The sequence below is a fragment of the Jejuibacter sp. L23 genome (genome assembly GCF_050815825.1).
Lineage (GTDB): Bacteria > Pseudomonadota > Gammaproteobacteria > Enterobacterales > Enterobacteriaceae > Jejubacter > Jejubacter calystegiae.
On sequence record NZ_CP138199.1, the window covers coordinates 3036551 to 3049174 of the forward strand.

15 protein-coding genes are annotated in these 12624 nt (G+C 56.4%); 5 read left to right on the forward strand and 10 right to left on the reverse strand.

All coding sequences use genetic code 11. The features are described 5' to 3' along the window. Positions 1 to 18: 18 nt before the first annotated feature. Positions 19 to 738: a fatty acid metabolism transcriptional regulator FadR gene (fadR, locus tag SCU88_RS14075; RefSeq protein WP_138097843.1), complete on the reverse strand. Its 720-nt coding sequence runs from the start codon at positions 736 to 738 to the stop codon at positions 19 to 21. A gap of 235 nt (positions 739 to 973) precedes the next feature. On the opposite strand from fadR, the gene nhaB reads away from it, so the two are divergent. Both nhaB and dsbB read left to right on the forward strand, forming a co-directional pair. Further along, complete coding sequence (gene nhaB, locus SCU88_RS14080; RefSeq protein WP_175341735.1) at positions 974 to 2533, forward strand: Na(+)/H(+) antiporter NhaB; 1560 nt, start codon at positions 974 to 976, stop codon at positions 2531 to 2533. A 126-nt stretch (positions 2534 to 2659) separates the two neighbouring features. Continuing rightward, the gene (dsbB, locus tag SCU88_RS14085; RefSeq protein WP_138097845.1) at positions 2660 to 3190 is read left to right on the forward strand and encodes a disulfide bond formation protein DsbB; all 531 of its coding nucleotides are present in this window, start codon (positions 2660 to 2662) and stop codon (positions 3188 to 3190) included. Between the two features lie 47 nt (positions 3191 to 3237). Here dsbB and lysM read toward each other — a convergent pair whose 3' ends face one another. From lysM to SCU88_RS14110, 5 genes are all read right to left on the reverse strand, one after another. After that, positions 3238 to 3684, reverse strand: a complete 447-nt coding sequence (lysM, locus tag SCU88_RS14090; protein WP_138097846.1) for a peptidoglycan-binding protein LysM — start codon at positions 3682 to 3684, stop codon at positions 3238 to 3240. Positions 3685 to 3940: 256 nt separating this feature from the next. Further along, positions 3941 to 4393: a YcgN family cysteine cluster protein gene (locus tag SCU88_RS14095; RefSeq protein ID WP_138097847.1), complete on the reverse strand. Its 453-nt coding sequence runs from the start codon at positions 4391 to 4393 to the stop codon at positions 3941 to 3943. Positions 4394 to 4486: 93 nt separating this feature from the next. Beyond that, positions 4487 to 4978, reverse strand: a complete 492-nt coding sequence (locus SCU88_RS14100) for an NUDIX hydrolase (RefSeq protein WP_138099267.1) — start codon at positions 4976 to 4978, stop codon at positions 4487 to 4489. A gap of 72 nt (positions 4979 to 5050) precedes the next feature. Then, a complete protein-coding gene (locus SCU88_RS14105) occupies positions 5051 to 5710 on the reverse strand; it encodes a fumarylacetoacetate hydrolase family protein (RefSeq protein WP_175341736.1) in 660 nt (219 codons plus the stop codon). A gap of 162 nt (positions 5711 to 5872) precedes the next feature. After that, on the reverse strand, positions 5873 to 6148 hold the full coding sequence (locus tag SCU88_RS14110; protein ID WP_138097849.1) for a YcgL domain-containing protein: 276 nt from the start codon (positions 6146 to 6148) through the stop codon (positions 5873 to 5875). A 126-nt stretch (positions 6149 to 6274) separates the two neighbouring features. On the opposite strand from SCU88_RS14110, the gene minC reads away from it, so the two are divergent. Genes minC through minE form a run of 3 tightly spaced genes read left to right on the forward strand, consistent with a single transcriptional unit; the run spans position 6275 to position 8082 of the window. Further along, positions 6275 to 6970 carry a septum site-determining protein MinC gene (gene minC / locus SCU88_RS14115; RefSeq protein ID WP_175341737.1) on the forward strand — a complete coding sequence of 232 codons (696 nt, stop codon included), beginning with the start codon at positions 6275 to 6277 and terminating at the stop codon, positions 6968 to 6970. Positions 6971 to 6996: 26 nt separating this feature from the next. Continuing rightward, positions 6997 to 7809: a septum site-determining protein MinD gene (gene minD, locus SCU88_RS14120; protein ID WP_138097851.1), complete on the forward strand. Its 813-nt coding sequence runs from the start codon at positions 6997 to 6999 to the stop codon at positions 7807 to 7809. A gap of 3 nt (positions 7810 to 7812) precedes the next feature. Continuing rightward, a complete protein-coding gene (gene minE, locus SCU88_RS14125; RefSeq protein ID WP_138097852.1) occupies positions 7813 to 8082 on the forward strand; it encodes a cell division topological specificity factor MinE in 270 nt (89 codons plus the stop codon). 85 nt (positions 8083 to 8167) lie between these two features. Here minE and rnd read toward each other — a convergent pair whose 3' ends face one another. The 4 genes from rnd to tsaB form a co-directional block, all read right to left on the reverse strand. Further along, positions 8168 to 9289, reverse strand: coding sequence for a ribonuclease D (gene rnd, locus SCU88_RS14130; protein WP_175341738.1), 1122 nt, complete (start codon positions 9287 to 9289; stop codon positions 8168 to 8170). A gap of 72 nt (positions 9290 to 9361) precedes the next feature. Continuing rightward, positions 9362 to 11047 carry a long-chain-fatty-acid--CoA ligase FadD gene (gene fadD / locus SCU88_RS14135; RefSeq protein ID WP_175341739.1) on the reverse strand — a complete coding sequence of 562 codons (1686 nt, stop codon included), beginning with the start codon at positions 11045 to 11047 and terminating at the stop codon, positions 9362 to 9364. A gap of 201 nt (positions 11048 to 11248) precedes the next feature. Further along, the gene (locus SCU88_RS14140; RefSeq protein ID WP_138097854.1) at positions 11249 to 11827 is read right to left on the reverse strand and encodes a Slp/YeaY family lipoprotein; all 579 of its coding nucleotides are present in this window, start codon (positions 11825 to 11827) and stop codon (positions 11249 to 11251) included. 57 nt (positions 11828 to 11884) lie between these two features. Continuing rightward, positions 11885 to 12580 carry a tRNA (adenosine(37)-N6)-threonylcarbamoyltransferase complex dimerization subunit type 1 TsaB gene (gene tsaB / locus SCU88_RS14145; protein ID WP_175341740.1) on the reverse strand — a complete coding sequence of 232 codons (696 nt, stop codon included), beginning with the start codon at positions 12578 to 12580 and terminating at the stop codon, positions 11885 to 11887. Positions 12581 to 12624: the final 44 nt, after the last annotated feature.

The following is a 12624-nucleotide window of genomic DNA, read 5'->3' on the forward strand; positions in this document are numbered from 1 at the left end:
TTCTGGTGGCGGGCGGAATTAGTGGCCGTGCATCGCCAGGTCACCCGGCAGATTCTTCTGCATCCGGTGCCAGATATCCCCACTTTCACGACCGTAGGTTCGCACCACGTCATACACCTGATCGTGAAGCGATTCGCGACACAGCGTCGACAGTTTATGGTAGAAGCCCAGTGCCAGAGCACGCGCTTCCGGGCTGGAAAAGTAGTGCCGCCCGATACGGGTGTACAGCCCTTTCATGCCGTTCAGAATCAGGCCGTAGATCGGATTCCCGGAGGCGAATGCCAGCCCGCGGAAAATACCGTAATCCAGTTCGGCGAAGGCATCGGCATGATCTTCCACCGACTGAGCGCTGGCCAGCACCTGCTGTGATTCATCAGGATGATTACGCAGTGCGGTACGAATAAAGATGGTGGCGATGTTGGTTCTGACCGACAACAGATTATCGATGAGCTGGGGAACGCTTTCGTGGTCGAGGCGCGCCAGGGTTTCAAGGATATTCAGACCAGACGTTTCCCAGAAGTTATTTACCCGGGTCGGTTTGCCGTGCTGAATGGTTAACCAGCCGTCGCGCGCCAGACGTTGAAGTACTTCGCGCAGGGTGGTTCGGGTAACGCCAATCAATTCAGATAGCTCACGCTCGGCAGGCAGAATGGATCCCGGCGGAAAGCGATTTTTCCAGATGCTCTCAATAATATATTCTTCCGCGAAACCCGCTGGGCTCTGCGCCTTTATCACCATAGTGAAATTTCCATTAACCTGGCTTAATCATGGGGACTCATCATACCAGATGCACAGCCAGGCAGATAGCACGCACGGATAACAAATTAGCGTGTCCCCGCTCACTTTTTAGACATTTCAGCCTTATCCAGGTGACAATCCTGCAGGAGCGTGCCTTGTCAGTTCCAGGTTCGGGGAGTAGGCTGGATGATTCCTCTCGTGTCATTCAGAACAAAATAACGGAAGATCTCAATCCATGAAGGAAATATCCACTGGCCGCGCTCTTTATCGCAACTTCCTGGGACAGTCTCCGGACTGGTATAAGCTGGCGATACTCTGTTTTCTGGTGATCAATCCACTGGTGTTCTTCTTTGTCAGCCCCTTTGCGGCAGGCTGGCTGCTGGTGGCAGAGTTCATCTTTACCCTGGCCATGGCGCTGAAGTGCTATCCGCTGCTGCCCGGCGGCCTGCTGGCCATTGAAGCTGTCGCCTTCGGCATGACCAGCGCCCAGCACGTGCGCGACGAGGTCGCCAATAACCTTGAAGTGATTTTACTGCTGATCTTTATGGTCGCCGGCATCTGGTTTATGAAGCAGCTCCTGCTGCTGATTTTTACCCGATTGCTGCTGGGCATTCGCTCCAAGATGCTGCTCTCCCTCTCTTTTTGTCTGGCTGCCGCCTTTCTTTCTGCTTTTCTGGACGCTCTGACGGTGGTCGCGGTGATTATCAGCGTCGCCGTCGGTTTTTACGGTATTTACCACCGGGTGGCTTCCAGTCGTGACGATGACGGCGACCTGTCAAACGATAACGACATCTTCCAGGATCATAAGGCCACGTTAGAGCAGTTCCGCAGTTTTCTGCGCAGTCTGATGATGCACGCCGCCGTGGGTACTGCGCTGGGCGGCGTCATGACCATGGTCGGCGAACCGCAGAACCTGATTATCGCCCGGGCAGCCAACTGGCACTTTGGCGACTTCCTGCTGCGCATGGCGCCGGTTACCGTGCCGGTACTGTTCTGCGGTCTGATAACCTGTATGCTGCTGGAGCGCCTGAAGGTGCTGGGCTATGGCGAACCGTTACCGGAAAGCGTTCGGGCCGTACTGAAAGAGTTCGCTCAGAAAGAGGCCCGCCAGCGTAACCGCCAGGAGCAGGTACGGCTGGTGATTCAGGGGCTGATCGGCATCTGGCTGATTACCGCACTGGCGCTGCATATGGCCGAGGTGGGTCTGATTGGCCTGTCGGTGATTATCCTGGCCACTTCGCTGTGCGGCGTCACCGACGAGCATACTATCGGGCGCGCCTTTACCGAGGCCCTGCCCTTTACCGCGCTGCTGACGGTCTTCTTTGCCATCGTCGCCGTCATTATCGACCAGCAGCTGTTCCAGCCGATTATCGAATTCGTGCTCCAGGCATCGCCCCACACTCAGCTGTCGCTGTTCTACGTCTTCAATGGCCTGCTGTCGTCTATCTCTGACAATGTGTTTGTCGGTACCGTCTACATTAACGAAGCGCGAAACGCCATGCTTAACGGCGCTATCGATCCGCACCAGTATGAATTGCTGGCAGTGGCGATTAACACCGGTACCAACCTGCCGTCGGTGGCGACGCCCAACGGTCAGGCGGCATTCCTGTTTATGCTCACCTCAGCCCTGGCGCCACTGATCCGCCTCTCCTATGGTCGCATGGTGTTGATGGCGCTGCCCTACACCCTGGTGCTAACCCTGGTGGGGCTTCTCGGCGTGGAGTTTTTCCTGATGCCCGCAACAGACTGGATGCTGGCCCATGGCTGGATTAGCGCTCCACCGCTCAAGCCATAACAACCGGTGGCGGGCACGACCCGCCGCCAGTAGCCATACGGAAGTGTATAATTTTTTGTCCGCCTGATGGCGCGGGCGGCGAATTGGTTTACACTGCGCGAACGAATTTAGCAGGGAATGTTATTTATGTTGCAATATCTCAACCAATGCTCACGTGGTCGGGGCGCATGGCTGCTGATGGCCCTGACGGCCTTTGCGCTGGAGCTGGTCGCGCTCTGGTTCCAGCATGTTATGAAGCTGCAACCCTGCGTGCTTTGTATCTACGAGCGCTGTGCGCTATTTGGTGTGATGGGCGCCGGTCTGCTGGGCGCCATCGCCCCGAAAACCCCACTGCGCTTTGTGGCGCTGGCGGTCTGGATCTACAGCGCCTGGCGCGGTCTGGAGCTGGCCTGGCAGCACACCATGATGCAGTTGCACCCTTCGCCTTTCCAGGTGTGTGATTTCGCCGCCCGATTCCCCACATGGCTACCGCTGGATAAATGGTTGCCGCAGGTTTTCGTCGCTACCGGCGACTGTTCGGTACGTCAGTGGGAATTTCTGTCGCTGGAAATGCCGCAGTGGCTGGTAGGCATCTTTGCCGCTTACCTTATAGTGGCGCTGGTGGTGGTGATTGCCCAGTTTGTGAAGCCGAAGCGGCGCGGTATTTTCAAGCATTAATCCTATAAAAAAACCTCCAGTCGGAGGTTTTTTTTCATCTCAGCGAATTACTGAGGAATGCGCAGCGTCTGGCCCGGATAGATTTTATTCGGGTCGCTCAGCATCGGCTTATTGGCTTCGAAGATCTTGTTGTACTGGTTGGCATCGCCATAAACTTCTTTCGCGATGGCGCTCAGGGTATCCCCTTTCTTCACCGTGTAAGACTTGCTGGCCGCCGCGCTGTCGCCCGCCGCCACGGTCACCTGATCTTCCACGTCGCCCACGCCTTCAACGTTACCCGCAGCCACCAGAATCTTCTCTTTCTGCTCCTGACTCAGGCCGTCGCCTTTGACGATAACCTTATCGCCTTTTACTTCGACTTCCACTTTGTCAGCACCGGCCAGACCCGTTTTTTCCAGATGCTTTTTGATAAGGTCGCCGCGCTGGTCGTCCTGACCGGTCACCGCATCCCAAAGCTTTTCACCCGCTTCTTTTACAAAATTAAACAGTCCCATTTTTGTACTCCTGTTATTTGCCGGGCACATGCCCATCCTCGTGCTAAGAAGTCTGGCAAAAAATGGCGAAAAGTAAAGGCGGAAATAAGATTTATCACGCAAAATCATTACGTTAATAAGGAAAACGCGCAACAAAAAGAATATTTCCGTATAAATACAAAGCGATTGATAAATACTCGCAAGGCGGGGCTATAGATTGCCGGGAGACTGACGCTTAATATTTATTTAACAGCCGGCGCAATCCGGCTGTTTCATTTCAGCGCCGACTTTCCCACTGAGGATGGTTGAGAATATGCTCTTCCCAGTCGCGAACCTCGGATTCCGGTACTGCAATATGGCGCACCGAGATACGCTGGGCATGCATCGCCGCCTTAGAGCCGCTGCGCAAAGGGTGCCAGACCGGCAGCCCCTTGCCTTCCGCCAGCAACCGATAGGCGCAGGTGGGAGGCAGCCATTCGAAGGTCGGCAGGTTTTCCCGGGTCAGCTTGATGCAGTCCGATTCATATTCAAAGCGCCGCTCATAGTTGCGGCACTGGCAGGTTTTAATATTGAGCTGCCGACAGGCCACATTGGTAAAATAGATCTCGTCGGTCACTTCATCCTGCAGTTTGTGCAGGCAGCACTGCCCACAGCCATCGCAGAGGGACTCCCACTCCTCATCGCTCATTTGTTCCAGCGTTTTACGCTGCCAGAAAGGCGTTTCGGTCATTGGCGTGATCCTGGTCGTCGGAAAATAAGCTGCACGTTATAAAGGGCATGGCGGCCGCCGTCAAGCAAACCGCTATTTCTCCATTATAGTCCTTTACCCCAGCAGCCCCTTAGCCCGGGCCAGCAGGAAGGCGGTCACCGAGGTGGCATCGCTGACCTTTCCCTCCAGGATCAGCGCCATAAAGTCGCCGATCTTTATTTTACCGGCAGTCAGCCCCAGCTCTTCGGCATCCAGTTGCTGGCTGTCGTGGCTCAGATCGCTTGCCAGATAAATATGGTATCCCTGACTGGAATACCCCTGCGCCAGCTTCTGATATCCCACCCAGGTCATACTGTTGGCCTGGAGCCCGGTCTCCTCGCGCAGCTCGCCTGCCGCTAGCGCCAGCGGATCGGCATCGGGCGCCGTTTCCCAGGTTCCCTGAGGCAGTTCAAGAGTACGTTGTCCCAACGGATAGCGATACTGCTCCACCACATAGATAAACTCCCCTTCTACCGGCAGGATCACCACAAAGTCCGGTTTGACCACCACCGAATAGAGCCCTTCGTTGCCATCGGCCCTGCGAATGCGATCCTCTTTAAGAGTCATCCATTTATTGCGGTAGACCTCGGTCGACGAAAGCGTCTGTATCTCTGTTTCTGCCACTCTTCCCCCTCGTCGTTACAGCACCCGGGTTGTCAGTTCGCGATGGTCAAAACCAATCGCCAGTTCATCGCCGCTGTGCAGTGCTCCAACGCCTTCAGGCGTTCCCGTCAACACCACATCGCCGGCGCGCAGGGTAAAGAAGCGACTGATATAAGCAATCAGCGGCAGGATGGGATGAATCATATCGGCAGTGGTGCCCTGCTGGCGCACGTCGCCATTTACAGTCAGCGAAAGCGGCGTGTTCTGCGGATCGCCATGAAATTCCGCAGCCGGAATAAAGCCGGAGATCGGGCAGGCATTGTCGAAGCCTTTAGCTTTCTCCCACGGTCGCCCCGCCTTCTTGAGTTTGCCCTGCAGTTCGCGCAGCGTCAGATCGAGCGCCACGCCGTAACCGGCGATGGCCTGACGCACATGCTCTTCGGTGGCCTGTTTCAGCGTTGAGCCAATCAGCACCGCCAGCTCCACCTCGTGATGCACTTCCCCCATTCCCTGAGGCAGCGCCAGCGGCTGGCCCAGATCGCAGAGCGAAGTTTCTGGTTTAATAAACAGCACGGGCTCTTCTGGCGTTGCGCTGCCCATCTCGCGAATATGCATGGCGTAATTGCTGCCGACGCAGACGACCTTACTGACCGGGTAATCCAGCAGCGCCCCCTGCCAGTTGTGATGTCGGTACATGATGCTCCCCTTCAGATTGTAGTGTTGTCAGGTTATCCACCCACTATCCACGGCGGGCGGGCAAACTGTCAATCATTGGGGTAGCGATATAAGAAAGGCGCCGGAAAACGGCGCCTGTGGCTGAAAACAAATCCCCGGGAAATATCCGGATCCGGCGAAATATTATTTCTCCCGCTGAGTTTCCAGATGAATCTTAAGTAAACTTTCCGGCGGAGGAGGCAGTTGTAAATAATAGCCCTGCTCGCTGAGTGCCTGTTTTACTTTTTCTATTTCGGCATTAGCTAATTTTTTCGTGCCGTCCAGCGGCAATAGCATGGCAAACGCCGGGACGCCAAATCCCTGCATCAGATCCTGCGGTACGCGTGAAAAATCGTCTTTTTTTTCGACATAAAGATAGGTCTGATCGCGTTTTGAACTTCGATAGATCGCACAAAGCATAATTTTACTCTGATTTCACCGGTTGGTTACTTGCCTGAATATAACGCTGACTATAACATGCCTGCTGTACATCGGAATATCGTCCCGCGAACGTGGACTCTAAAAACTGAATTGAGTAAGGCCAGGATGTCAAACACACCCATCGAGCTAAAAGGCAGCAGTTTCACTCTCTCTGTGGTTCATTTGCATGACGCTCAGCCCGGTGTGATCCGCGAGGCGCTGCGGGAGAAAGTCGCCCAGGCCCCCGCGTTTCTGAAACACGCCCCCATCGTGCTCAATGTCACCGGTCTCACTGGCGATGCCGAATGGGAGCCCATCCAGCAGGCGGTTGTGGAAAGCGGTTTACGCGTGGTTGGCGTAAGCGGCTGCAAGGATCCTCTCCTGCGCGAGCGCATCGAACGCGCGGGCCTGCCGCTGATGAGCGAGGGTAAAGAGAAGCCGCGTGCGGTCGAGCCTCCGCCCTCCCCACCGCAGCCAGTTGCAACATCCGTCACAAAAACGCGCATTATCGATACGCCGGTACGTTCCGGTCAGCGCATTTATGCGCCAAACTGTGATTTGGTGGTAACCAGCCACGTCAGCGCGGGCGCCGAGCTTATCGCCGACGGCAATATCCATATTTATGGGACCATGCGTGGTCGTGCACTGGCAGGCGCCAGCGGCGATCGCGATGCGCAGATATTCAGCATCAGCCTGACGGCAGAGCTGGTGTCTATTGCCGGAGTCTACTGGCTTAGTGAGCAGATTCCGGCCGATTTTTCAGGTAAGGCGGCCCGGCTACAGCTGATAGGCGGCGCTCTTACCGTACAACCTTTTAATTGATAAGCCCTTTTAACAAGGAATTTCTTATGGCACGCATTATTGTAGTTACATCAGGTAAAGGGGGCGTTGGAAAAACCACCTCCAGCGCGGCCATCGCTACAGGTCTGGCACAGAAGGGAAAGAAAACTGTCGTTATTGACTTCGATATCGGCCTGCGTAACCTCGACCTGATCATGGGGTGTGAACGCCGTGTCGTATACGATTTCGTTAACGTTATCCAGGGCGATGCCACGCTTAATCAGGCGCTAATCAAAGATAAGCGTACCGAACACCTTCATATTCTCCCGGCGTCGCAGACGCGCGATAAAGACGCACTGACCCGCGAAGGCGTGGAAAAAGTGCTCGATGAACTGAAAAAGATGGAATTCGATTTTATCGTCTGCGACTCCCCTGCCGGTATCGAGACTGGCGCGCTGATGGCGCTCTACTTTGCGGATGAAGCCATCATCACCACTAACCCGGAAGTCTCCTCCGTGCGCGACTCTGACCGCATCCTGGGGATTCTGTCGTCCAAATCACGCCGCGCCGAAAACGGCGAAGAGCCGATTAAAGAGCATCTGATGCTGACCCGCTACAATCCTGGTCGCGTCACCCGGGGCGATATGCTGAGCATGGAAGACGTGCTGGAAATTCTGCGCATTCCGCTGCTGGGCGTGATTCCGGAAGATCAGTCAGTGCTGCGCTCCTCTAACCAGGGGGAGCCGGTGATCCTGGACGCAACGGCCGATGCGGGCAAAGCCTATGCCGATGCCGTGGATCGTCTGCTGGGAGAAGAACGTCCTTTCCGCTTCATTGAAGAAGAGAAGAAAGGTTTCCTGAAACGCCTGTTCGGAGGATAAGTCATGGCATTACTTGACTTTTTTCTGTCCCGAAAAAAGAACACCGCCAACATCGCCAAAGAACGTTTACAGATTATCGTTGCAGAACGCCGTCGTGGCGATACCGAACCTCACTACCTGCCGCAGCTTAAGCGGGACATTCTGGAAGTGATTTGCAAGTACGTAAAGATCGATCCGGAAATGGTTTCAGTACAGCTGGATCAAAAGGGTGAAGATATTTCCATTCTGGAGCTCAATGTGACGCTTCCGGAAATGGAAGAGTCGAAGTCCTGACGTCAAAATATCTCCTTCGGCCTCAGGCTACGGGAGATATTTTATTCAGCCCTGCGGCAGCGCCGTCAGGGCTGATTTTCGTGGCTTAACGATTCGCGAGCAGCGCCTGTAGCTGGTCGCCGAACAGCCGTCCACGCCAGCCGCTGGCCAGCTCCGGCGCCAGAGTGGCCGGTTTCAGCTGCCAGTGGGCGTTCAGCAGTTGGTTAATCTGGCGACGCGATGCCAGCAGCTCAGGGCTCAGACCATGATTTTCCGCCACCTTCTGCACCAGCGCTTTAATCTCTTTGAAGATGCCGCGATAGCCCGGCATATCGACAAGATTCGCCAGCGGTGCCGGTAGCGCCGCTTCGGGCAGCGCTTTCGCCTCTTCCACCAGCCGGATCAGGGTTTTACCGTGAAAGCGGATTTCGCTGCCGGAAAGCCCCAGGCTGTCCAGCTCGCCCAGAGTTCCCGGCATATGGCGCGCCACCTGCCACAGATGCTCTTCACGCACCACGAAATTGACCGCCATATCCCTCTCCCGGGCCTTGCGCAGGCGCCATGAGGCCAGCAGTCGCAGGCAGCCCAACTGGCGGGTACGCAGTTGCCAGGCGTTACCAATATCGCGCCAGGCCTCATCGGGATCCAGCTGTTCACGGCGCCGGGTCGCCATCAGCCGACATTCGTCTTCCACCGCCGCCAGCCAGCCGGTCTGGTCGATCTCATCCATCAGGCGACGGGCGATGGGCAACAGGTACCAGACGTCCGCCGCCGCATAGTCGAGCTGACGCTCCGTCAGGGGGCGCGCCAGCCAGTCGGTACGCGATTCGCTTTTATCCAGCACCACGCCGCTGTACTTCTCGACCATGGTCGCAAAACCGCAGGAGAGTGGATGGCCCAAAAACGCCGCCAGCACCTGGGTGTCGATCATCGGCGTCGGCATCATATCGAACGCGTGCCAGAACACCTCCAGATCTTCGCTTCCCGCGTGCAGAAACTTGGTGACCTTTTCATCCTGCAACAGCGCCTTCATTGGCGCCCAGTCAGTAATGGTCAGGGGATCGATAAGCGATGTCTGTTCGCCATCGAACAGCTGAATCAGCCCCAGGCGGGGCCAGTAGGTGCGGGTACGGACAAATTCAGTATCCAGCGCCACCATAGGAACAAGGCGCGCCTGCTGGCACACATCCGCCAGTTGCGCGTCCTGGGTAATCATCTGGTAATTCAAATTGTGTTCTCTTTCGGTTTGCGGCCAAAAAAAACGCCGGCTGACCGGCGTTCGGGCGACTGACCTGTGAATCTAGTCGCTATTGTTACTTGTATTACGCTCTGCGTCACGCAGTTCGCGTCGTAAAATTTTTCCGACGTTGGATTTCGGCAGGTCTTCGCGGAATTCAACCTGTTTCGGCACCTTGTAACCGGTAAGATTACGGCGGCAAAACGCGATCAGGGACTCTTCGGTCAGAGTATCGCTCTTACGCACCACAAACAACTTCACCACCTCGCCGCTGGTTTCTGAAGGCACCCCCACGGCAGCCACTTCCTGCACCGCTTCGTGCTGCATCACCACATCTTCTATCTCGTTGGGATAGACGTTAAAACCCGAAACCAGAATCATATCCTTTTTGCGATCGACGATGCGCAGGAAGCCCTGTTCATCCATCACCGCGATATCGCCGCTGTACAGCCAGCCATCGCGCAGGATCTCTTCCGTGGCCTGAGGCTGGCCCCAGTAGCCGGTCATCACCTGAGGGCCGCGAATGCACAGCTCGCCCGGTTCGCCCGGCGCGACCTCGTTGTCCTCTTCGTCAACCAGCTTGACCTCGGTGGAGGGAATAGGCAGGCCGATACTACCGCTGTGATACGTAATATCATGCGGATTGACGCTCACCAGCGGCGAGCACTCCGTCAGACCGTAGCCTTCCAGCAGATAACGCCCGGTAAGCTTTTCCCAGCGCTCCGCCACCACGTGCTGTACCGGCATGCCGCCTCCGGCGGAAAGATGCAGATTCGAGAAGTCCAGCTTACAGAATTCGCTGTTATTCAGCAGCGCGTTAAACAGCGTATTCACCCCGGTAATGGCGGTAAAGCGGAACTTCTCCAGCTCTTTCACCATGCCGGGAATATCGCGCGGATTAGTGATCAGCAGGTTCTGGCCACCCAGATCGATAAACAGCAGGCAGTTCATGGTCAGGGCGAAGATATGGTAGAGCGGCAGCGCGGTCACCACTCGTTCGGTGTTGCTCATCAGCAGCGAACCGTAGGTCGCCTTTACCTGTTCCAGGTTAGCCAGCATATTGCGGTGGCTCAGCATCGCCCCCTTCGCCACGCCGGTGGTACCGCCGGTATACTGCAGAAAGGCTAAATCATCGCCGTTCAGTTCCGGCTTGACGTACTGCATGCGATAACCGCGCTGAAGCGCGCTACGAAAGGAGATGGCGTCCGGCAGATGATATTTGGGCACCAGCCGTTTCACGTACTTCACCACGAAGTTGACCAGGGTGCCTTTGGCCGTGGAAAGCTGATCGCCCATGCGGGTCAGAATGACGTGACGTACCGGCGTGCGCGCCACCACCTTTTCCAGGGTGTGGGCAAAGTTCGATACAATTACAATGGCGCTGGCGCCGCTATCGTTAAGCTGGTGTTCCAGCTCGCGCGGCGTATAAAGAGGGTTCACATTAACGACCACCATACCGGCGCGCAAAATACCGAACAGCGCCACCGGATACTGCAGCAGGTTGGGCATCATCAACGCCACCCGGTCCCCTTTTTTCAGCCCCAGTCCCTGTTGAAGCCAGGCTGCAAAGGCGCGGCTGCGCTCTTCCAGCTTGCGGAAGGTCATGACCTCCCCCATGTTCACAAACGCGGGACGATCCGCATATTTGGTGGTGGCATGTTCAAACAACTCCACCAGCGACAGATAGCGATCGGGATTGATATCCGCCGGGACATCCGCCGGATAGCGATTAAGCCAGACCTTGTTCAAGGATTCACCTCTGAATTTATTATTCATCGTCATCGCAACCTGGTCTCATAACGCTCCGTTAACATAATATTAACTCAGCGTACCAGTTTATTTATTAGCCGGATTAAAGGTTGCGAAGCACATCACTAAATTTCTCTATCCGTCCTGGATATAAAGAAACAGCGGCCAGGCCGCTGTTAAATATTTCTAAAAATCAAAAGATTATTCAGTCACGACGCTTTGAACCTGAGCCGGCATGGGGCTGTACCAGCCTCCCCATGGCCCATAGCGCCAGGGGCCCGGCCCCCACATCCAGGGATCAATCGGCTGAGGCGGCATCACCACCTGCTGGGTCACGCGCCAGCGCTTAAAGCCGTTAACCTGTACGATCAGGTAGTTATAGGGGGTTTTGCCGATGGTTCCCTTTTCAGTACCGGTGATGGGGCCCACCACGGTCACCAGACGATTACGGAAATCCACCGGGTCGAGGAACTGATTAACATCGGCGTAGATACGCCCGACCGAGGCGGCACCCAGCACCGGGGCGGCGCTGGCATCCAGAGGTACGGTGGCGATCTCCAGCCGGGTGCTGCCCTGCAGATTCTTCACATCCACCACCCGGCCGCCGAAGCGCGCCTCCTGGCCGACATAAAGCTGCGGAGCATTCATCACCCTGATGAGATCCTGCTGAGGCGTGGGGCTGGTGCCACGAATGGCCTCCGGTACACTAATGCAGCCGCTCAGCGTCAGCGCCAGTAATGGCGCTACGAGCCAGCGTCCTGTAGAGAATCGACCCGCCATAATAGACTCCTTTCCGCGACCGCAACGCGCGCGGTAGATAACGTTAATCTGACAGAGTCAGCCTCTGCCAGGCAGTTTTTTCCAGGCCACTTCGTTTCGCAGATAGACTGGCTCGGCCTGCTCGACCGGCACGGTTTTCCCCTGGTCGATACGCCACTGCGCCAGCGGCAGCATGTCGCGCGCTTCCGGCAGTGTCACCTCGCCATCTTTCAGCGTCAGTTGGCTATCGGCGCCCATTTCCGGCCAGGCCTGCCAGCCAGTACCGACGGTGGCCCATTCGCCATCAAGCTGCGCCATACGCTCACAGGCGGCTTCGGGCTTGAGTACCGCTTCGCTCTCTTCACCGTGCCACACCCCCTGCTCATCGCGCTGGTACTCTGCCCAGTATACCTCACCCATGCGGGCATCGATGGCCGCCAGCACCCGGGTCGCTCCAGTACGCCGCCAGGCGCCTTCCGCCATAGTCGCCAGCGTCGAGACGCCCGCCATCGGCAGCTCTGCGCCCAACGCCAGTCCCTGGGCAATGCCGATACCGATACGTACGCCGGTGAAGCTACCCGGGCCACGCCCAAAGGCCAGTGCATCCAGTTCAGACAAAGAAATGCCGCCCTGGTTCAGGATATCGCGCACCATAGGCAAAATACGCTGGGTGTGTTCGCGCGGGCAAAGTTCGAAGTGGTTCAACACCTGGCCGTCTAGCCAGAGTGCGACGGAACAGGCTTCGGTGGCAGTATCAATGGCGAGGATTCGCATGGTTCAGTCAACCCCGGTGGATAAAAACGGCGCGCATCATACCA

What these genes read in the sequence shown, in the direction of transcription:
- tsaB (WP_175341740.1), bottom strand. Translation starts at nt 12,580, where the DNA reads ATGCGAATCCTCGCCATTGATACTGCCACCGAAGCCTGTTCCGTCGCA.
- fadR (WP_138097843.1), bottom strand. Translation starts at nt 738, where the DNA reads ATGGTGATAAAGGCGCAGAGCCCAGCGGGTTTCGCGGAAGAATATATT.
- SCU88_RS14095 (WP_138097847.1), bottom strand. Translation starts at nt 4,393, where the DNA reads ATGACCGAAACGCCTTTCTGGCAGCGTAAAACGCTGGAACAAATGAGC.
- SCU88_RS14100 (WP_138099267.1), bottom strand. Translation starts at nt 4,978, where the DNA reads ATGACTCTTAAAGAGGATCGCATTCGCAGGGCCGATGGCAACGAAGGG.
- dsbB (WP_138097845.1), top strand. Translation starts at nt 2,660, where the DNA reads ATGTTGCAATATCTCAACCAATGCTCACGTGGTCGGGGCGCATGGCTG.
- lysM (WP_138097846.1), bottom strand. Translation starts at nt 3,684, where the DNA reads ATGGGACTGTTTAATTTTGTAAAAGAAGCGGGTGAAAAGCTTTGGGAT.
- minD (WP_138097851.1), top strand. Translation starts at nt 6,997, where the DNA reads ATGGCACGCATTATTGTAGTTACATCAGGTAAAGGGGGCGTTGGAAAA.
- minE (WP_138097852.1), top strand. Translation starts at nt 7,813, where the DNA reads ATGGCATTACTTGACTTTTTTCTGTCCCGAAAAAAGAACACCGCCAAC.
- SCU88_RS14140 (WP_138097854.1), bottom strand. Translation starts at nt 11,827, where the DNA reads ATGGCGGGTCGATTCTCTACAGGACGCTGGCTCGTAGCGCCATTACTG.
- SCU88_RS14105 (WP_175341736.1), bottom strand. Translation starts at nt 5,710, where the DNA reads ATGTACCGACATCACAACTGGCAGGGGGCGCTGCTGGATTACCCGGTC.
- minC (WP_175341737.1), top strand. Translation starts at nt 6,275, where the DNA reads ATGTCAAACACACCCATCGAGCTAAAAGGCAGCAGTTTCACTCTCTCT.
- SCU88_RS14110 (WP_138097849.1), bottom strand. Translation starts at nt 6,148, where the DNA reads ATGCTTTGTGCGATCTATCGAAGTTCAAAACGCGATCAGACCTATCTT.
- nhaB (WP_175341735.1), top strand. Translation starts at nt 974, where the DNA reads ATGAAGGAAATATCCACTGGCCGCGCTCTTTATCGCAACTTCCTGGGA.